The organism is Cupriavidus sp. GW822-FHT03E04 (genome assembly GCF_058801495.1).
Genome location: NZ_JBXANI010000009.1, coordinates 262,596 through 281,814, shown reverse-complemented (window position 1 = coordinate 281,814; position 19,219 = coordinate 262,596). Strand labels below are relative to the sequence as shown.

Below are 19,219 nucleotides of genomic sequence, written 5' to 3'. Positions count from 1 at the left end.
TCCACGCACGCGCCGGGCGGATGGCCCGGCGCGTGAACTGACTGGCGACTTGTTACCTGGGTAGCGGCGTACTCTGGCGTACTCAGTTCTTCTCGATGGAAACGTTGTCGAACGACTCGTTCAGGCCGATGGCGGTGGTCACGAGGTTCTTGACGTTCTTGCGGTACAGCGTGGGGAACTCCAGCTCGAACAGGTTGCCCGCGGCCACTTCCGTCATCAGGATCTTCTGCACCTGGCTGTAGAGCTTCTGACGCTCGGCCGGGTCCATGGTGACGCTGGCCTTGGCCCAGAGTTCATCGGCCTGCGGATTGCTGTATCCCTGCACATTGGCGAACGGCGTGCCCTTGACGATGTTCTTGGTCACGTAGAGCCGCTCCACGCCCAGCGCCGGATCCCCGTACTGGTAGGTGTAGGTGGCGGTCAGGTCGAAGTCCCAGTTGCTGACGCGGGCGGACCAGGTACCGGCATCGGCGGACTCGATGCTGACCTTGAAGCCAAGCTGTTCCAGCATCTGCTTCATGTACTCGTCAAGCCGGTCCCAGTTGGCGCCATAGGATGACGACAGGATCTTGACCGGGTACTGGCCCACGTTGACGCCGGATTCCTTGATCAGCTCGCGCGCCTTCTTCAGGTTGAAGTCATAGACGGGTGTGGTCTTGTCGAAGAACAGCGTGGCGGAGGCGAACGGGCTGACCGCCGGCTTGCCCATGCCGAAGAAGATGTTGTCCACGATCATCTTGCGGTTGAGCGCGTGCATCACCGCCTCGCGTACCTTGACGTTGTTGAACGGCGGCTTGCGCATGTTCATCAACAGGTTCGACATCGGCGAGAACAGCTCCCAGCCCTTGGTGGTGTATTCCACATTGGGCAACGCGCGCAGGCGCTTCACGTCCACGTTGTCCACGTCGCCGCCGCGCAGCACCTGCACGTCGCCCTTCTCGAAGGCCACCGCGCGCGAGGCCGAGTCCGGGATCACGTAGAACACCAGTTCATCCAGGTAGGGCTTGCCCTTCTTCCAGTAGTTGGGGTTCTTGGCCAGCTTGATATAGGCGCCCTTCTTCCATTCCTTGAACATGAAGGGGCCGGTGCCGACAGGCTTCTGGTTGGCCGGGTTGTTGCGGTAGTCCGTGCCGTCGTAGATGTGCTTGGGCATCATCGGCATGGTGCCGGTCTCGAACATCGAGATAAACGGCGGGAACGCTTCCTTGAGTTTGATCTCGACCGTGCCGTCGTTCACGGCGCGGATCGATTCCATGTACTTGTTCAGCACGGCGCGCGTACGAACATGCACTTCGCGCAGCATCTTGTCGATCGAGAACACCACGTCGGCGGAAGTGAAGGGCTTGCCGTCATGCCACTTCACGCCACTCTGCAGCTCGAACGTGTAGGTCAGGCCATCAGGCGAGATCTTCCACGACTTGGCCAGCTCCGGGCGCGGCTTGAGGTCGGGGCCGTAGGTGAGCAGGCCCTGGTAGATCTTGCCGGCGACATATTGCGTGGGCGCCTGCGAGTTCATCGCGCTGATCAGGATCGGCGGCTCGGGTTGCACGATGCCGGACAAGGTGCCGCCAACGGTCTGCGCAACCGCGTTGCCCGCGGGCAACAGTGCCGGTGCCAGGGCCAGGCCGGCGGTTGCCAGCGCCATCGACACCAGGCTTTTACCAAAGCTCTTTTTCAGGTGTTGGGTGAGGTGTTTCATCGGTCAGTTTCCTGTGGTGGTGATCGTGATCTGCGAATACGCGAAGACGATTTGCTGCGTGGACTTCAAGCGCTGACCGGCTCTACGCCGCACCAGTCGTGCATGAACTGTGCAAGCGTGGTGGCAACGCGCACCATGCTCTGGATGGAAACCGACTCGTCGATGCCATGGATGTTGCGGGCCTGCGGGCCGTAGCAGGTCACCGGCGTTTCCAGCATCAGGCGGAAATGCCGCGCGTCGGTGGTAGCGGTGGTGGCTTCGCGCCGCACCTCTTCGCCATTGACCTTGCGGTGGGCTTCGCCAAGCGCCTGCATGCTGGGCACATCGAGATCGAACTCGCAGCCCGGAGCGTGGAAGCCTTCGTAGCGCAGATCGAGCGTGAGGTTGCTGGCCAGGCGCTCCAGCGTGCCGCGCACGCAGGCTTCGACGCGCGCCTTGGCATCGGTCACGCTCATGGTCGGGTAGAAGCCGATGCGAATGCCGAGCGTGCAGGTGCAGGGCACCGACGAGTTCCATTCGCCGCCCTGGATCTGGCCGAGGTTGAAGTTGATCGGGTGCGCGTGGTCGCGGTACACGGCGGGGCGGTTTTCCGGCAGGTTCCATTCGGCCTCGAGCTTGCGCAGGTCGGCCATCACCTCGATGCCGGCCTCCACCGGGTTCACGCCGGTGGTCATGTAGGCGGCATGCGCCGGGCGGCCGGTGAGTTCGACGAACATCCAGAACACGCCCATCTGCGCGCTCATCAGGCTCTCGCCCAGCGGTTCGGGAATCACCACGGTGTCGAACGAGGCCAGCTTGCCGGCGCCCACCGCGCTGGCGAGCGCGGCCACGGTCGCCAGCGCGCCGTTGCCGGTGTTCTCTTCTTCGAGCACGGCATTGAAGCCGACCGCGCCGGCGGGCTGCACGCCGAGATCTTTCAGCGCCTTATAGGCGGCGAGCGTGCAGATGATGCCGGCCTTCATGTCGCCCGCGCCGCGGCCGAACAGCCAGCCGTCCTCGACAAACGGCGCATACGGCGACTGGCGCCACATCGACTCCGGGCCGGTGGGGACCACGTCCAGGTGGCCGTTGAACAGCACGGAGCGGCCGCCCTTCGTCGCCGGGCGATGCGTAGCCAGCAGGTTATAGCGTCCGCCGTCCGGACAGCATGGCGGTGAGAACAGCGGCAGATCCTTCAACGTCTCGCTGCGCAGGTAGATGCGCTCCGGCTCCAGGCCCAGCTCGCGCAGCGCGCCCTCCATGAACGCCACGGCCGGCTGTTCCTGCCCGGAGGGGCTGGGTGCCGCCACGAATTCCGACAACGTACGCACCATGTACGGCTCGAGCGCGCGCACGGCGGCGGCGATGGCATCGGTGGAAAGCGCGGGGGTGGCGGGGATAGAGGGCGTAGAGGACGTAGAGGACGTAGAGGGCATAGCGGTGGGACGTTGCATAAGTGGCTCCACTGGCTGTCCGGTGCGCGCGCTTGGAACGTGCCCGGAGAGGATCGAATCGGCCTGATTGGCAAAACGTCGTTGAGAAAAACGACGATCGAAACAAGATGTGTCGAAACTTAGCCGATCATTGGTACCATACATAGATCCATATTTTTCTTTTCGCGCGGGGCCACTTTGAAAGAGACGATTTTGTCGGAGCTGCTGCTGCAGCGTCTGGAGCGGCCCGCGGATGGTGCGGCGGACAAAAACGGCGCGCATATGAACCGCCAGCTCTACGAGATCATTCGGCAGGAAATCCTTGCTGGGTCTTTGGTTGCGGGTAGCAAGCTGCCTGCGTCGCGCCTCCTTGCGAAGGAGATAGGGGTTTCCCGCAATACCGTGCTTTACGCATTTGAGCAGCTGCTGGCAGAGGGCTATGTCACCGCGGCCAGCGGAAGTGGCACCTTCGTGTCGCAGAGTTTTCCCGACCATAGTGCATTGCACAACGTTAGGGCGCAAAGTGGCACCATGCCGGTGCTCGCGGCGCAGCAAAATCCGAATCGCTTCACGCTTTCGCGGCGGGGGCAACATCTGGTGTCGCATTCCGGTGCGTCGGATCGCCAATGGGGTGCGTTCGTCTCCGGGGTACCCGACGTTTCGTTGTTTCCGCACGCGGTCTGGGCACGGTTGCTGAACAAGCACTGGCGCGCCCCCAAGCCCGAGCTACTGACGTATGCGCACAACGGTGGCTACCTGCCGCTGCGCCGCGTGATGGCCGAGCACCTGCGGCTGGTGCGCTCGGTACGCTGCGAGCCGGAGCAGATCATCCTGACCACCGGCATCCACCAGGCCATCGACCTCATCGCGCGGCTGCTGGGCGATGTCGGCGACAAGGCCTGGATGGAAGACCCCGGCTACTGGGGCACGCGCAGCCTGCTCAACAGCGCCGGCATCGAAACCATCCCCGTGCCGGTGGATAGCGAAGGCCTTGCCCCGGATGCGGCCACGCTGCAGAACCCGCCACGTTTTATCTTTGCCACGCCGTCACACCAATACCCGCTGGGCATGGTGATGAGCTTGTCGCGCCGGCGCATGTTGCTGGAATACGCGCGCCAGCGCGGCGCGTGGATCGTGGAGGACGACTACGACAGCGAATTCCGCTTCGAGGGCCGCCCGCTTGCCTCGCTGCAGGGGCTGGATGACCATGACCGCGTGATCTACATGGGCACGTTTTCCAAGACGCTGTTCCCCGGTCTGCGCATGGGCTTCATGGTGCTGCCCAAGCCGCTGGCGCCGCATTTCGCAACCGGGCTGTCGGAGCTGTTCCGCGAGGGGCAGCTGGTGCAGCAGGCGGTGCTGGCCGACTTTATCGAGGAGGGGCATTACGCCACGCATATCCGCCGCATGCGCCAGCGCTACGCGCAACGCCAGGGGCTGCTGCGCGAGGCCATCGCCACGCGCCTGGGCGCGGACTGGCCCACCTCCACGCATGAAGCCGGGCTGCATATGGTGATCCACCTGCCGCCGGGCGCCGACGACCTCGGCATCAGCATGGCGGCGCGTACCCAGGGCTTGTCGACGCGGCCGCTGTCGCGCTATTTCGCGGACCCCGCGCGGGCGACCAACCAGGGCTTGCTGCTGGGGTATGCCTGCGTGCCGGACGACGAGATCGCGCCGGCCTTCCACAAGCTGGCGGAAGTGATCGAACCCGCGCTGGAGCATCTGGCACGCACGCAGGCGCCGCGCCGCGCGCCGGTGGCGGGGATCAACCGGGAAGCCTGGAGCGGTGCTTGAGTGTGATGACGCGAGTGCGGGCACAATAGCCGCCATCCCTACCTGGAGCTGCTGACATGACCGTCGACAAAGACTACGCGCTGTTCGATGCCGGCACCGTGACGCTGCAATCCGGCCAGGCCTTCCCCGGCATGCAGCTGGCCTACAAGACCTTCGGCACGCTCAACGCCCGCAAGGACAACGTGATCGTCTACCCGACCTCGTTCAGCGCGCAGCACTACGACACCGAATGGCTGGTCGCACCTAGCGGGGTGCTGGATCCGGAACGCTACTTCGTCATCATCCCGAACCTGTTTGGCAACGGCCTGTCGGCGTCGCCGTCGAATGCCGCGGCACGGTTCGCCCCGGGCGCCTACCCCTGCGTGACCTACCACGACGCCGTGGCGGTGCAGCGCAGGCTGCTGCAGGAGGTGTTCGGCATCGAGAAGATCGCTCTGGTGTACGGCTGGTCGATGGGCGGCATGCAGGCCTACCACTGGGGCGCCTGCCATGCGGACATGGTCGAGCGGATCGCCGTGGTCTGCGGCAGCGCGCGGGGTACCGCGCCATGGGCCGCGTGTACGCCGGCTGGGCGCTGTCGCATGCGTTCTACCGCGACGAATTGTGGCGGCAATCGGGCTTTGCCTCGCTGGAGGATTTCCTGGCGAAGACCTGGGACGTCAACTTTTCGCGCCGTGACGCCAACGATCTGCTGGCGCAACTGTGGACGTGGCAAAACGGCGATATCAGCCGCTGCGATGCCTTCGGCGGCGACCTGGACCGCGCGCTGGCGGCGATCCGGGCGCACGTGCTGCTGATGCCCGGCCAGACCGATGCTTACTTCCAGGCCCAAGACAACGCCGCGGAAATCGGCAAGCTCACCGGAGCCCGCACTGCCACCCTGCGGCCGATTCCCTCGGACTACGGGCACCGAGCCGGGAACCCGCACAACATCCCGGCCGATCGCGCCTTCCTGGCCCAGGCGATCTCGGCGTTCATGGCGCAATGAGCCCCATTGCGGCGATGGTGCCATCGTCACCGGCCCGATTGGCCCTTAACGCTGTGCCCATCCTCCCATAGCATTAGCACCCTTCTCCTTCACACACACCGCACATGGCAAGCCCCGCTCCCCAATCCGCTCCGTCCTCCGCCCTGCTCAGGGAACTCGCCACGCTGCTGGACGCGCCCGGGCTGCAAACCGGCGACGCCATCGAGACCCGCTTTCGCAAGGACTGGTACGCGCCGCTCGGCGCGGTGCCGCCGCTGGCGGTGGTGCGCCCGCGCAATACGGAAGACGTGGCCGCCGTGCTGGCGCTATGCCATCGGCTGCGCCAGCCCGTGGTGCCGCAAGGCGGGCTGACCGGCCTGGCCGGCGCCGCCACGCCCGAAGGCGGCGAGGTGGTGCTTTCGCTGGAGCGCATGCGCGGCGTGGAAGAGATCGATGCGCAGGCCGGCACCATGACCGTGATGGCCGGCACCACGCTGCAGGCGGCGCAGGAAGCGGCGCGCGCGGCCGGCTGGCTGCTGGCGGTGGACCTGGGCGCGCGCGGCAGCTGCCAGATTGGCGGCAATATCGCCACCAACGCGGGCGGCAACCGCGTGATCCGCTACGGCATGATGCGCGACCAGGTGCTGGGGCTGGAAGCCGTGCTGGCCGATGGCACGGTGGTGTCGTCGCTCAACAAGATGCAAAAGAACAATGCCGGCTACGACGTGCGCCAGCTGTTTATCGGCAGCGAAGGCACCCTGGGCGTGATCACCCGCGCCGTGCTGCGTCTGGCACCGCTGCCCAGCGCCACGCAAACGGCGCTGTGCGCGCTCGAAACCTACGATGACGTGGTGCGCCTGCTGCGCCATGCGCAGCGCAAGCTCTCGGGGCGGCTGTCAGCCTTTGAAGTCATGTGGGCGGATTTCTACGGGCTGGTGACCACGCGCGTGCCCGGCGTGCGCGCGCCGCTGCCCGCCGGCCATCCCTTCTACGTGCTGCTCGACCTGCAAGGCAACGACGCCGCGCAGGATGCGCCGGTCTTTGAAGGCATGCTGGAATCCGCGATGGAAGCCGGCCTGATCCAGGACGCGGCGGTCGCCTCCAGCCACAAGGAAGCGCAGAGCTTCTGGCAACTGCGCGATGCGGTGGCCGAATTCCCGGTGATGTGGTCGCCCAATGCCGCCTATGACATCAGCCTGCCGATCGGCCGCATCGGTGAATTCGCCGAGACGCTGCGCGCCCGCTTGCTGGCGGTGTGGCCGCATGCCGAGCCGGTCAATTTCGGCCACGTGGGCGACAGCAACCTGCACGTCAGCGTGTACCTGCCCGGCGCCACCGACCACGACTTCCCCGAGCATGAGATTTCCGATGTGATGTACGGCGTGGTGCAGGAGTTCAAGGGCAGCGTCTCCGCCGAGCACGGCATCGGCTTTCACAAGAAGCCCTACCTGCACTGCTCGCGCACGCCGGAGGAGCTGGGATTGATGCGCTTGCTCAAGCGCTCGCTGGACCCGCACAACATCCTCAGCCCAGGGCGGGTGTTTGATCTTGCGTGAGCGCAGCAAGAAGCCCGCCTGAAAGGCGGGAAAATGTCATCAAGCCGCTTCCAGGTCGCGTGGCGCGATCTGGGCCGCGATCTCCTTGCCGTGTTCGCGCTGAGCCACTTTCAGGTCATAAGACTGCTGCAGGTTGAGCCAGGACTCGGCGTCGCCGCCAAAGTAGCGAGCCAGCCGCATGGCGGTGTCCGGCGTAATGCCCCGGCGCTCGCGCACGATGTCGTTGATGCGAGCCGCGGTGACATGCAGCGCCACGGCGAGCGCATTGGCGCTCATGCCAAGCGGGACGAGAAACTCCTCGCGGAGGATTTCGCCGGGATGGACCGGTCGCATACCGTTATGGAAGCGGGCCATGGTGATCTCCTTTCAGTGATAGTCCACGATCTCGACGGCCTCCGGGCCATCGGGCGTCCAAACGAAGCACACTCGCCACCGATCGTTGATGCGAATGCTGTGCTGCCCTTTGCGGTCGCCTCCCAGCACTTCGAGCCTGTTGCCAGGTGGGGACCGCAGGAAGTCGAGCGAGGCAGCAACCGCAAGCATCTCCAGCTTGCGTTCAGCCGTTGCCCTGATGTTGGCGAATCGCCGAACGCGGAATGCGCCGGCCAGAGAACAACGCTGCAGTGTCCTCGCATTTGAACGACTGGATCATGGCGGAATTGTATATCGTTTACCGATAAACGAGTAGAACATCCGCGATGGCCAGTCAGTTCCCCAACGGTCCTTGCCGCGCCGATGGCTCCGGCAACACCCCATGCTCGCTGTCGTCCTTCAAATCCACCCCGCTGTGCCCGAGCGCCAGCGCCCCGCGCAACAGGAAGGCCAGCTTGGCCGCAGCCTGCGCATAGGGCAGCCCTTCGGGGCGCACGTTGGAGATGCAGTTGCGCTCGGCGTCGGTGCGGCCCGGGCGCGGGTCGTGCGTCAGGTAGACGCCGAGGCTGTCGGGCGAGCTCAGCCCGGGGCGCTCGCCGATCAGCATCACCACCTGGCGCGCGCCGAGAAGCAGCGCGGCTTCATCACCGAGCGCCACGCGGGCTTGCTCGGCCACTACCACGGGGCCGATGCGCCAGCCCGGCAGGCGCTCGCGCACGGCCAGCAGCAATGGCACGCCGTGGCGCTGCGCCGCCAGCGCGGACAGGCCGTCGGCCATCACGAAGACGACGTCGGGCGGCTCGGCAGGGCGCGCCCGCGCCAGCAGCGCGCGGCTGGCGTCGTCAAGCTGGCGGCCAAGGTCCGGGCGGCGCAGGTAGTGCTGCCGATCCGGTGCGGCGCTGTGCGCGGCCACGGTGTCGAAGCCGGCATTGCGCAATGCCTGTTCAATGGCTGCGCGCGCCAGCGGCGCATGCACCGCGTCGCGCGCCTGCGCATGCGCCAGGCCGAACGCGAGCACGGTCTGCGTCGTCTGGCTGTTGCCGCAGCGGCCCAGTGCAATCCGTGCCACGGTGAACTGCCGCAGGCGCTGCCAGGGGTTGTCGTGGATCAGCTTCTGGCTCATGACGCGGGCCTCGTGCGGGCGGGAAAACGTTGGCTGGCCATGACGCGTTACAGGCCGTGCGCGAGTTGCAGCAGCGGCTGGCGCTCGGCCAGCTCCAGCAAGCGGCCATCCGCGCCGAGGATGCCCATGCGCTGCAGCCAGTCCTCGAACTCGGGCGCGGGGCGCAAGCCCAGCGTGTCGCGCAGGTAGAGCGCGTCGTGGAACGAGGTGCTCTGGTAGTTCAGCATGATGTCGTCGGCGCCGGGCACGCCCATGATGAAGTTGATGCCGGCCACGCCGAACAGCGTCAGCAGCGTGTCCATATCGTCCTGGTCGGCCTCGGCATGGTTGGTGTAGCAGACATCGCAGCCCATCGGCACGCCGAGCAGCTTGCCGCAAAAATGGTCTTCCAGCCCGGCGCGGATGATCTGCTTGCCATCGTACAGGTACTCGGGGCCGATAAAGCCCACCACGGTATTGACCAGCAGCGGCGAGAACGCGCGCGCCACCGCATAGGCGCGCGCCTCCATGGTCTGCTGGTCCACGCCGTGGTGCGCGTTGGCCGACAGCGCGCTGCCCTGCCCGGTCTCGAAATACATCACGTTGTTGCCCACCGTGCCGCGCGCCAGGCCTTGCGCGGCGTCATGCGCCTCGCGCAGCAGCGCCAGGCTGATGCCGAAGCCGGCGTTGGCGCGCTCGCTGCCGGCCACCGACTGGAACACCAGGTCCACCGGCGCGCCCTGCTCGATGGCGCGCAGCGTGTTGGTGACGTGGGTCAGCACGCAGGACTGGGTGGGCACATCGAAGCGGCAGCGCAGGTCGTCGACCAGCCGCAGCAGCGTGACGATGGCGCCGAGGCTGTCGGTGGCGGGGTTGATGCCGATGGTGGCATCGCCGCAGCCGTAGAGCAGGCCATCGATCATCGAGGCGGCAATGCCGCGGGCATCGTCGGTGGGATGGTTGGGTTGCAGCCGTACCGAGAGCCGGCCGGCCAGGCCGATGGTGTTGCGAAAGCGCGTGACGACGCGGCACTTGCGCGCCACCGCGATCAGGTCCTGGTTGCGCATCAGCTTGCTCACCGCCGCCGCCATCTCCGGCGTGATGCCCGGCGCCACGCGCGCCAGCGTCGCGGAGTCGGTCTCGTGCAGCAGCAGCCAGTTGCGCAAGTCGCCCACGGTGAAGGACGCGATCTCGTGAAAGGCCTGGGCGTCATGGTTGTCAATGATCAGGCGCGTGACCTCGTCGTCCTCGTAGGGCACCAGCGCCTCGGCCAGGAAGTGCGCCAGCGGCACCTCGGCCAGCGCCATGCGCGCGGCCATGCGCTCCTCCTCGCTGGCAGCCGCCAGCCCGGCCAGGTAGTCGCCCGAGCGCGCCGGGCTGGCCTTGGCCAGCAGGGTCTTGAGATCGGCGAAGAGATGCCGCCGCGAGGCTACGGTATGGGCAAAGGTCATGGGATCTGTCTCGGTCAGCTGGCGGGCCCGCGAACAGCCCGATCATAGCAACCACGAGCGCACATTGTCGCCGCCCGGGCGCTTGCCTTCGCCGTCCGCCCATCGGACAATCGAGCGCCGTACAATGCACAGACGCCCGGCCGTCCACCAGACGGCGCGGCCCCTCAATGCAGGAGACTTGATGAATCAACCCGATCCGCCACGCATACCCCGCTTGCCGGATGCAAAGTGGTTCAATGTCACGACTGCCGCCTATATCCTGACCGCCCTGGCGCTCTGGATGGTGATGCAGGCCAACCTGGTGGCGGCGCTCATGGCGGGCCTGCTGCTGTACTCGCTGGTGGACGTGCTGGCGCCCAAGCTGGTGGGCCTGCACCAGCGCCACGACGCCCTGGCGGTGGCGATTCTCTCCGCTGTCACCTTGCTGGGGCTCACGCTTGGGGGCTGGGCGCTGGTGCGCTTTGTCAGCGGCGACGGCAATACGCTCGACACCCTGCTGATCCGCACCGCCGACATCATCGACAAGTCCCGCGCCCAGTTGCCGGTCTGGGTCAGCGACGCGCTGCCGCGCGGCGTGGATGAACTGGCCAACGCCCTCATTGCCTGGCTGCGCGAGCACGCGCAGATGGCGCAGAAGTTCGGCACCGAGGTGCTGCGCAGCCTCGCGCATATCCTGATCGGCCTGGTGATCGGCGCGATGGTCGCGCTGTACCGCGCCATCTCCAAGCCCAACCGCCGGCCGCTGGCCTCGGCGCTGGTGGAACGTGCCCGCAACCTGCAGCTGGCGTTCTCGCAGTTCATCTTCGCCCAGGTGCAGATCTCGCTGATCAACACCGCGCTCACCGCGGTCTACCTGCTGGTGGTGCTGCCGCTGTTTGGCGTGCACCTGCCGCTGGCCAAGACGCTGGTCGCCTTCACGTTCCTGGTCGGGCTGCTGCCGGTACTGGGCAACCTGGTGTCGAACACGGGCATCGTGGTGGCCTCGCTGTCGATCTCGCTGCCCATGGCGATCGCCTCGCTGTTCTACCTGGTGCTGATCCACAAGTTCGAGTACTTCCTCAACGCACGCATCATCGGCGCGCGTATCAATGCCGCCGCCTGGGAACTGCTCACGGTCATGCTGCTGACGGAGTCGCTGTATGGCGTCGCCGGTGTGATTGCCGGGCCGATCTACTACGCCTATCTCAAGCGCGAGCTGTCGAACAAGGGCCTGATCTGACGCCTGGCGTCACCGGTAGGACCAATTTCCGCCGATACAGCGCCCGCCGATCCGGTGCCCGGCTTCAGGGGCTTGCCCCGTCTCCTTGCTGCTCAACCCGGCTGCGCACAAAGTCGATGTGTGTCTGCATGGCGGTGCGCGCCTCCTCCGGGCGGCGCGCGCAGATCGCCTCGCACAGCGTGCGGTGCTGCAGCAGCAAGAGCGCGGAGGCATCCTCGTCCTGCACCCGCAGGCCCGTGCCGTTGATGGTGATGTGTTCGCGCAGCATGCCGATCACGCTGGTATGCAGGTGCAGGAACATGGTGTTGTGCGAGGCCTGGGCAATGGCCTCATGCAGCTTGGCGTCCGCCTCGGCCTCGGCGGCCTTGTCGTCTTGCTGGCGGGCGGCTTCCAGCGCGCGGAGCAGGCCGCGGATGCGCTTGAGATCCGCGGCATCCGCGCGCATTGCGGCAAAGTAAGCGGTAGCGCCCTCCAGCACCCGGCGAAACTCCAGGATATCGTCACGCAGCACCGGGTGGTCCGCCACCAGCTGGCGCCATGGCGAGGCAAAGCCGGTGCGCAGCTGCTCGGTGACGAACACCCCTGCGCCCTGCCGGCTTTGCAGCAAGCCTCGCGCCGCCAGCCGCTGGGTAGCCTCGCGGATGGTGTTGCGCGCCACGCCATATTGCTCGGCCAGGAGCCGCTCCGCGGGCAGGCGGGCACCAGCCGGCCAGGTGCCGTCCAGCATCGCCGTTTCCAGTTTCCGCATCACCTCTTCCACGCGCCCGCGCGCCTGCCTGCCCGCCGCCATCCTCTCGCTCCGAAATCCGTTCGCCACGCCCAACTGGTCCAACCAATTTGAACTGGCGCGCGTCTCGCGGAATTATGCGCTCAAACAACGGCCAGCCCTGAGCCCCACAGCCAGGCGGCCGCCCCCACGGAGCGAGACATGAAGCAAAGGCGCTATCCCCCTGCCCCGGCACAGGTCTACCTGTTCGCCACCTGCCTGGTCGACATGTTCGTGCCGCAAGCCGGCCTGGACGCCGTGCGGCTGCTGGAGCGAGAGGGCCTGACCGTGCACTTCCCGCGTGGGCAGAGCTGCTGCGGGCAGCCCGCCTATAGCAGCGGCAACCCGGCACAGGCCCGGGCCGTGGCGTTGGCCCAACTGGATCTATTCGCCGACCCGTGGCCGGTGATCGTGCCCTCTGGCTCTTGCGCCGGGATGATGCGGCACCACTGGCCGCAGCTGTTCGCGCAAGATCCCGTGGCCGGCCCCAAGGCCGCCTTGCTGGCCGAGCGCGTGTACGAGCTGAGCGAATTCCTGCTGCACGTGCTGAACGTCCGCTTCGATGTCAGCGGCGTCGCCGGCCAGCCACCCGAAACCGTGGTGCTGCACACCTCCTGCTCCGCCCGTCGAGAAATGGGTACGCGCGACCATGGCGTGGCCCTGGTCGACACCCTGCCCGGCGTCACGCGTACCGAGCATCAGCGCGAATCCGAATGCTGCGGCTTTGGCGGCACCTTCTCGCTCAAGCATCCCGACATCTCCGGTGCGATGGTGCAGGACAAGATCGCCTCGGCCTGCGCCACCGGCTGCGACCGGCTGGTCTCCGCCGACTGCGGCTGCCTGCTCAATATCGGGCACGCGGCCAGGCACCAGGGGGCGCCGCTGCCTGTCGAGCACCTCGCCACCTTCCTGTGGCGGCGTACCGGCGGTGCCGCCAAGGAGCAAGCATGAGCACACTGAGCGCCCGCGAGCGCATGCTCGGCCGGCTACGCGCGGCCGCACCTGCACCCGCTGCCACTGCCGATGCCAGCCAGCTGGATGCGCGCATCGACGCGCACTACGACGCCCGCCGCGAGGCGGCCACCCCCGCCGAGCTGGCGCAGGCCATGCAGGCGGCACTGGGCGCCTCGCACGCGCTGGCCTGGTGCGCCAGCGCCGAGGCCTGGCCCGCGCAACTCGCTGGCAGGCTCGCTGCCGCCGGCGTGCGCCGCCTGTTGCTGGACCCCGCCTCCGCGCAAGGCGCCGCGCTGATGCGCGCCCTGCCCGCCAGCGTGGCGCCGTTGTCTTACGCGCGCCCCATCGAAGCGTGGAAGGCGGAACTCTTCGACACCGTGGACGCGGGCTTTACCGTGGCGCGCTCCGGCATTGTCGCCACCGGCACGCTGGTGCTGGCGCCCGACGCGCAAACGCCACGCACGGTCTCGCTGGTGCCGCCGCTGCATATCGCGCTGGTATACGCCGAAACGCTGCATCCGGACCTGCATTGCGCCGCGCGCGCCGAGCGCTGGAGCGCGGGCATGCCGACCAACCTGGTGCTGGTCTCCGGCCCATCCAAGACCTCGGACATCCAGCAAACGCTGGCCTACGGCGCGCACGGCCCGCGCGAATTGTGGGTCATCATCGTGACCGGCAGCGCCGGAACAGGAGCCGCGCAATGAGTACGCCCACGACTACTCAGGCCGGTGCCAAACCCCTGCACTTCGTGCCCGCCGCGGACTTCAAGGCGCGCTCGCGCGCGGCGCTGGACGACCCCAAGTTGCGCAGCAGCTTCCGCGGCGCCATGGACTTCCTGCAGGCCAAGCGCGCCGTGCAGTTCCCCGACGGCGATGAGCTGGAGCAGTTGCGCGACCTGGGCGAAGCGATCCGCCAGCACGCACTGTCGCAACTGCCGGACCTGCTGGTGCAACTGGAGGACAAGCTCACCACGGCCGGCGTGCAGGTGCACTGGGCCGAGACCGCGGACGAGGCCAATGCGATCGTGCACGGCATCGCACAGGCCCGCCAGGCAAGCCGCGTGATCAAGGGCAAGTCGATGGCCAGCGAGGAAATCGAGCTGAACCACTACCTGGCCGAGCGTGGCATCGACTGCATCGAGTCCGACATGGGCGAGTACATCGTGCAGCTCGCGGGCGAGAAGCCGTCGCACATCGTGATGCCGGCCATCCACAAGACGCGCGGCGACATTGCCGCGCTGTTCGAGCAGCATATCCCCGGCACGCCCTATACCGAGGACGTGGACGAACTGATCCAGACCGGCCGGCGCGCGCTGCGCCAGGAATTCGTCAACGCGGACATCGGCCTGTCCGGCGTGAACTTTGCCGCCGCGGACACCGGCACGCTGTGGCTGGTGGAAAACGAAGGCAACGGCCGCCTGTCCACCACCGTGCCCGATGTGCATATCGCCATCATGGGCATGGAGAAGGTAGTGGCCCGGCTTGAGCACATCGTGCCGCTGTCCAGCCTGTTGACGCGCTCGGCCACCGGGCAGGCCATCACCACCTACTTCAACCTGATCTCCGGCCCGCGCCGCGCGGGCGAGCGCGACGGCCCGCGCGAGGTGCACCTGGTGCTGCTGGATAACGGCCGCAGCCAGGCCTATGCCGATGCGCAGCTGCGCGCCACGCTGCAGTGCATCCGCTGCGGCGCGTGCATGAACCATTGCCCGGTGTACACCCGCATCGGCGGCCATGCCTACGGCACCACCTACCCCGGCCCGATCGGCAAGATCATCTCGCCACACCTGCTCGGGCTCGATGCCACGGCGGACCTCGCCACCGCCTCCAGCCTGTGCGGCGCCTGCGGCGAAGTCTGCCCCGTGCGCATCCCGATTCCGCAATTGCTGATCCGCCTGCGCACCGAAGCCAACCGCGATCCCGACGAACAGGTTGCGCATCCGCTGCGCGGCCAAGGCGCCAAGTTCAGCCGCGGCGAGCACCTGGTCTGGCGCTTCTGGAGCGGCGCGTTCGCGCATCCGCTCGCCTACCGGCTGTTCCGCTGGGCCGCCACGCGGCTGCGGGTGCTGACGCCAAAACAGCAACTCGGGTGGACCCGGCACCGCGCACCGCTTACCCCAGCGCCGCGCAGTCTGTCGGACTTGCTGCGCGAGCGTGGACAGGCGGAGTAGGCCCGCCAGCGGGCAACACAGCGCAATGCGAAGCGAGCCCCCCAAGCGATGCGAAGCGAGCCGTCAAGGTTTACCAGGCCGTATGGGGCGCCTTCTTTGCCTACTTTCTTGGCAAGACAAGAAAGTAGGTCGCCGCCCCGCAGGGGTGGTGAAACCGCCTTTGACTTTAAGCCTTTGACCTTAAGCCTTTGACTTCGCCGTCAGGCAACAAGGCAACAAAAACCAGACAAAAAAACACAAGCAACAAAACGCCCCACCCCAGTTCACTCAAACACAATCCCCGGAGGAGACCCACCGTGCAACCCTGGACCCAGACCTACACACCGCTAGGCAGCCTGTGGCTGTCCGCGCTCGCGGCAGCGCTGCCCATCCTGTTCTTCTTCCTCGCCCTGGCGGTGCTACGCATGAAAGGCCATGTGGCAGCAGCCATCACGCTGCTCCTCGCCATCGGCGTGGCGATCTTCGCCTACGGCATGCCCGTGCGGCAGGCGCTCGCCGCCGCGGGCTTCGGCTTTGCCTACGGCCTGTGGCCGATCGCGTGGATCATCGTGACCGCAGTGTTCCTCTACAAGATCGTGGTGAAGACCGGGCAGTTCGACATCATCCGCGCATCCGTGCTCGCCGTCACCGATGACCAGCGCCTGCAGATGCTGCTGATCGGCTTTGCCTTCGGCGCCTTCCTGGAAGGCGCGGCGGGCTTTGGCGCGCCGGTGGCCATCACCGCGGCCCTGCTGGTGGGCCTGGGCTTCAACCCGCTCTATGCGGCGGGCCTGTGCCTGATCGCCAACACCGCGCCGGTGGCCTTCGGTGCCATGGGCATTCCCATCATCGTGGCGGGCCAGGTGACCGGCATCGATGCCATGCACATCGGCGCGATGGCGGGCCGGCAATTGCCGCTGCTGTCGCTGGCGGTGCCGTTCTGGCTGGTGTTCATCATGGACGGCAAGCGCGGCGTGAAAGAGACATGGCCGGCGGCGCTGGTGACCGGCGCGAGCTTCTCGGTGACGCAGTATTTCACCTCGAACCATATCGGGCCGGAGTTGCCTGACATCACGTCGGCGCTGGTGAGCCTGGTGTCGCTGACGCTGTTCCTCAAGGTGTGGCAGCCCAAGAGCGCAAGCCAGCGGGCTGGCGGCGCGGTGAAGGCGAGCGGCGGGGCGGCAGCACTGGCGCGCATGGGTGGCGGGTTGGCAAGCGATGCGGGCAGCTTCGGCAACGGGGCGGGCGACGGGGCGGGCAACAACCGCCGCGCCTCGCCCTACACCGTGGCACAGACCGTGCGCGCGTGGGCGCCCTTCGGCATCCTTACCGCCATCGTGACGGTCTGGAGCCTGCCGTCGTTCAAGGCGCTGTTCGCCGGCAACGGCGCGCTGGCTGGGTGGGTGCTGAAGTTCCATGTGCCGGCGCTGGACCAGCTGGTGATCAAGGCCGCGCCGATCGTGGCACAGCCTAAGGCCTACGAAGCTGTGTTCAAGCTCGACCTGGTATCGGCGGTGGGCACCGCCATCCTGCTGACCGCGCTGATCTCCGCCGTGCTGCTGCGCATGAAGCCGCGCGATGCGCTGGCCACCTTCGGCGAAACGCTGATGGAGCTGCGCCGCCCGATCCTGTCGATCGGGCTGGTGCTGGGCTTCGCCTTTGTCGCCAACTACTCGGGCATGTCGTCGACGCTGGCGCTGCTGCTGGCCGGCACGGGCGCGGCGTTTCCGTTCTTCTCGCCCTTCCTGGGCTGGCTGGGCGTGTTCCTGACTGGCTCGGACACGTCGTCCAATGCGCTGTTCTGCTCGTTGCAGAGCACCACCGCGCACCAGATCGGCGTGTCCGACACGCTGCTGGTGGCGGCCAACACCACCGGCGGCGTGACCGGCAAGATGATCTCGCCGCAATCCATCGCGGTAGCCTGCGCGGCCACAGGGCTGGTCGGCAAGGAATCCGAGCTGTTCCGCTTTACCGTGAAGCACAGCCTGCTGTTCGCGGTGATCGTGGGCATCATCACCATGCTGCAGGCTTACGTGTTCACGGGGATGATTCCCCACTAAGCGGGCATGGCCGCCAAGCTCAGGCGCTGTCGTTGGCGGCGTCGCGCGGCAGGAACTGGTCACCCTCGGCCAGGGGCGCGTAACGGTAGGTGGCGGGCGTGCGGCTGAGCTTGACGGGCGACCCAAGGCCCTTGTAGCCATCCGCCATCTCCACCACCATCTCGCGGTGGACGGTATGCGGATGCTGCAAGGCGTCCGCCACCGACAGCACCGGCGCGCACGGCACGCCGGCGGCCACCAGCGTATCGGCCAGCACCTTGCCATCCAGCTTGCCCATGCGCGCTTCCAGTTCCACCTTGAGCGCGGCACGGTTGACCGAGCGCGCGCCGGCGGTGGCATAGCGCTCATCGTCGGCAAACCCGGGCATCTCCAGGTGCTCGCACAGGATGCGGAACTGGCGATCGTTGCCGACCGCGAGAAAGATCGGGTCGGTGGCGGTGGCGACGGTGTCGTACGGATAGATGTTCGGGTGCGCGTTGCCGGTGCGGGTCGGCTCCTTGCCGCTCATGAACCAGTTGGCCGCGTGCGGATGCAGCAACGACAGGCCCGAGTCGTACAGCGCCGCCTCGACAAACTGGCCGCGCCCGCTGCGCTCGCGCTCCTGCAGGGCCAGCAACACGCCCAGCGCGGCGTTCAGCCCCGTGACCATGTCCACCACCGGCAAGCCCACGCGCAGCGCGTCGCCGCCGGCTTCGCCGTTGATGCTCATGATGCCCGCCATGGCCTGGATGGCCGCGTCGTAGCCGGGCAGGCCACCCAGCGGGCCATCCGCGCCAAAGCCGGAAACCCGGCAGTGCACCAGGCGCGGGAAGCGCGCCGACAGCGCGTCAAACCCCAGCCCCCATTTTTCCAGCGTGCCGGTCTTGAAGTTCTCGACCAGTACGTCGGCGTCCGCCAGCAGGGCAAGCAGCACCTCGCGGTCGGCATCGGTGGTCAGGTCCAGCCGCATCACGCGCTTGTTGCGGTTCAGGCCGAAGTAATAAGAGGCCACGCCGTCCTTGAACGGAGGGCCCCAGGTGCGGGTATCGTCGCCTTGGGGCGGCTCGATCTTCAGCACGTCGGCGCCATGGTCGCCAAGGATCTGGCCGCAGAACGGCCCGCCCAGGATGCGGGAGAGATCGACCACGCGGATACCGGCAAGCGCGCCGGGCGAGACAGGGAGTTTGCTCATGAGAGGGGTTCCGTAACTGCGGCGATGAACGTGCGACAAAAAACGCGGATTGGCTCAGGCGGCCGGCGCGGGCGTGCGATCCAGCAACTTGAAGGTGCCGGTGGCCAGCGCCAGCAGCTCGCCCTGCGCATCGCGGATCTCGCCGCGCGCGAAGCACAGGGAACGGCCGCGCCGCTCGCACCAGGCGGTGGCGGTCAACTCGCCGCGCCCGGGGGCGGTGAAATGCACCGACAAGTCGATCGTGGCCACGCCAAAGCGGCGCGGATCGTGGCCGCGCGCGGCGCAGGACAGCGCGCAATCGAGCAGCGTGGCCAGCGCGCCGCCGTGCACGTCGCCGCGGCTGTTGGTGTGGTCCGGGTGGTAGGCCATGCTCACGCGCGCCTCATTGGCGTTGATGTGCACCCCGGTCAGGCCGAACACGCGGGCCATGGGCATCGGCAGGGCAAACAGCAGGCCCGGCGCTTCACCGGCAAATTCGTTGACGGGCGCGGGCGAGGAAAGATCGGTCATGGCGGGCACAGAGTAGGTTGGGGCCGCATGAAGG

Annotated in this window: 17 protein-coding genes and 1 pseudogene; 9 read left to right on the top strand and 9 right to left on the bottom strand. The window is 67.1% G+C overall.

What is annotated here, in order from left to right; all coding sequences use genetic code 11:
- Positions 1–82: 82 nt before the first annotated feature.
- Both AC1RQC_RS15240 and AC1RQC_RS15235 read right to left on the bottom strand, forming a co-directional pair.
- Positions 83–1,645 (bottom strand): ABC transporter substrate-binding protein, encoded by a 1,563-nt coding sequence (locus AC1RQC_RS15240; RefSeq protein ID WP_492375359.1) that lies wholly within the window; start codon positions 1,643–1,645, stop codon positions 83–85.
- 119 nt (positions 1,646–1,764) lie between these two features.
- Positions 1,765–3,114, bottom strand: a complete 1,350-nt coding sequence (locus AC1RQC_RS15235) for an ArgE/DapE family deacylase (protein ID WP_492813522.1) — start codon at positions 3,112–3,114, stop codon at positions 1,765–1,767.
- 195 nt (positions 3,115–3,309) lie between these two features.
- Here AC1RQC_RS15235 and pdxR point away from each other — a divergent pair, with 195 nt between their 5' ends.
- The 4 genes from pdxR to AC1RQC_RS15215 all read left to right on the top strand — a co-directional run bounded on the left by pdxR (position 3,310) and on the right by AC1RQC_RS15215 (position 7,431).
- The gene (pdxR, locus tag AC1RQC_RS15230) at positions 3,310–4,908 is read left to right on the top strand and encodes a MocR-like pyridoxine biosynthesis transcription factor PdxR (RefSeq protein ID WP_492883839.1); all 1,599 of its coding nucleotides are present in this window, start codon (positions 3,310–3,312) and stop codon (positions 4,906–4,908) included.
- Positions 4,909–4,964: 56 nt separating this feature from the next.
- The gene (locus AC1RQC_RS15225; RefSeq protein WP_492883837.1) at positions 4,965–5,705 is read left to right on the top strand and encodes an alpha/beta fold hydrolase; all 741 of its coding nucleotides are present in this window, start codon (positions 4,965–4,967) and stop codon (positions 5,703–5,705) included.
- Positions 5,696–5,896, top strand: a complete 201-nt coding sequence (locus AC1RQC_RS15220) for a hypothetical protein (protein WP_492883835.1) — start codon at positions 5,696–5,698, stop codon at positions 5,894–5,896. The genes AC1RQC_RS15225 and AC1RQC_RS15220 overlap by 10 nt, the downstream gene beginning before the upstream one ends.
- Before the next feature lie 104 nt (positions 5,897–6,000).
- On the top strand, positions 6,001–7,431 hold the full coding sequence (locus tag AC1RQC_RS15215) for an FAD-binding oxidoreductase (RefSeq protein WP_492813474.1): 1,431 nt from the start codon (positions 6,001–6,003) through the stop codon (positions 7,429–7,431).
- Between the two features lie 39 nt (positions 7,432–7,470).
- On the opposite strand, the gene AC1RQC_RS15210 is transcribed toward AC1RQC_RS15215, so the two are convergent.
- The 4 genes and pseudogenes from AC1RQC_RS15210 to AC1RQC_RS15195 all read right to left on the bottom strand — a co-directional run bounded on the left by AC1RQC_RS15210 (position 7,471) and on the right by AC1RQC_RS15195 (position 10,356).
- Positions 7,471–7,785: a HigA family addiction module antitoxin gene (locus AC1RQC_RS15210; protein ID WP_150986486.1), complete on the bottom strand. Its 315-nt coding sequence runs from the start codon at positions 7,783–7,785 to the stop codon at positions 7,471–7,473.
- A gap of 12 nt (positions 7,786–7,797) precedes the next feature.
- Positions 7,798–8,083 (bottom strand): annotated as a pseudogene (locus AC1RQC_RS15205) (type II toxin-antitoxin system RelE/ParE family toxin).
- 54 nt (positions 8,084–8,137) lie between these two features.
- Positions 8,138–8,926: an ethanolamine ammonia-lyase subunit EutC gene (gene eutC, locus AC1RQC_RS15200; protein WP_492375339.1), complete on the bottom strand. Its 789-nt coding sequence runs from the start codon at positions 8,924–8,926 to the stop codon at positions 8,138–8,140.
- A 47-nt stretch (positions 8,927–8,973) separates the two neighbouring features.
- Positions 8,974–10,356 carry an ethanolamine ammonia-lyase subunit EutB gene (locus AC1RQC_RS15195; protein WP_492883833.1) on the bottom strand — a complete coding sequence of 461 codons (1,383 nt, stop codon included), beginning with the start codon at positions 10,354–10,356 and terminating at the stop codon, positions 8,974–8,976.
- Between the two features lie 181 nt (positions 10,357–10,537).
- On the opposite strand from AC1RQC_RS15195, the gene AC1RQC_RS15190 reads away from it, so the two are divergent.
- Positions 10,538–11,575: an AI-2E family transporter gene (locus tag AC1RQC_RS15190; protein ID WP_492883831.1), complete on the top strand. Its 1,038-nt coding sequence runs from the start codon at positions 10,538–10,540 to the stop codon at positions 11,573–11,575.
- Positions 11,576–11,639: 64 nt separating this feature from the next.
- Here AC1RQC_RS15190 and AC1RQC_RS15185 read toward each other — a convergent pair whose 3' ends face one another.
- Positions 11,640–12,365 (bottom strand): FadR/GntR family transcriptional regulator, encoded by a 726-nt coding sequence (locus AC1RQC_RS15185; protein ID WP_492813470.1) that lies wholly within the window; start codon positions 12,363–12,365, stop codon positions 11,640–11,642.
- Positions 12,366–12,503: 138 nt separating this feature from the next.
- Here AC1RQC_RS15185 and AC1RQC_RS15180 point away from each other — a divergent pair, with 138 nt between their 5' ends.
- From AC1RQC_RS15180 to AC1RQC_RS15165, 4 genes are all read left to right on the top strand, one after another.
- The gene (locus AC1RQC_RS15180) at positions 12,504–13,292 is read left to right on the top strand and encodes a (Fe-S)-binding protein (RefSeq protein ID WP_492883829.1); all 789 of its coding nucleotides are present in this window, start codon (positions 12,504–12,506) and stop codon (positions 13,290–13,292) included.
- Positions 13,289–13,999: a LutC/YkgG family protein gene (locus AC1RQC_RS15175; protein WP_492883827.1), complete on the top strand. Its 711-nt coding sequence runs from the start codon at positions 13,289–13,291 to the stop codon at positions 13,997–13,999. Before AC1RQC_RS15180 ends, AC1RQC_RS15175 begins: the two co-directional genes overlap by 4 nt.
- On the top strand, positions 13,996–15,465 hold the full coding sequence (locus AC1RQC_RS15170) for a LutB/LldF family L-lactate oxidation iron-sulfur protein (protein WP_492883825.1): 1,470 nt from the start codon (positions 13,996–13,998) through the stop codon (positions 15,463–15,465). The genes AC1RQC_RS15175 and AC1RQC_RS15170 overlap by 4 nt, the downstream gene beginning before the upstream one ends.
- Positions 15,466–15,761: 296 nt before the next feature.
- Positions 15,762–17,504, top strand: a complete 1,743-nt coding sequence (locus AC1RQC_RS15165; RefSeq protein ID WP_492387144.1) for a lactate permease LctP family transporter — start codon at positions 15,762–15,764, stop codon at positions 17,502–17,504.
- 19 nt (positions 17,505–17,523) lie between these two features.
- On the opposite strand, the gene AC1RQC_RS15160 is transcribed toward AC1RQC_RS15165, so the two are convergent.
- Positions 17,524–18,675, bottom strand: coding sequence for a CaiB/BaiF CoA transferase family protein (locus AC1RQC_RS15160; protein WP_492375563.1), 1,152 nt, complete (start codon positions 18,673–18,675; stop codon positions 17,524–17,526).
- Positions 18,676–18,729: 54 nt separating this feature from the next.
- Entirely contained in the window at positions 18,730–19,185 is a 456-nt protein-coding gene (locus tag AC1RQC_RS15155; RefSeq protein WP_492375562.1) for a PaaI family thioesterase, read from the bottom strand.
- Positions 19,186–19,219: the final 34 nt, after the last annotated feature.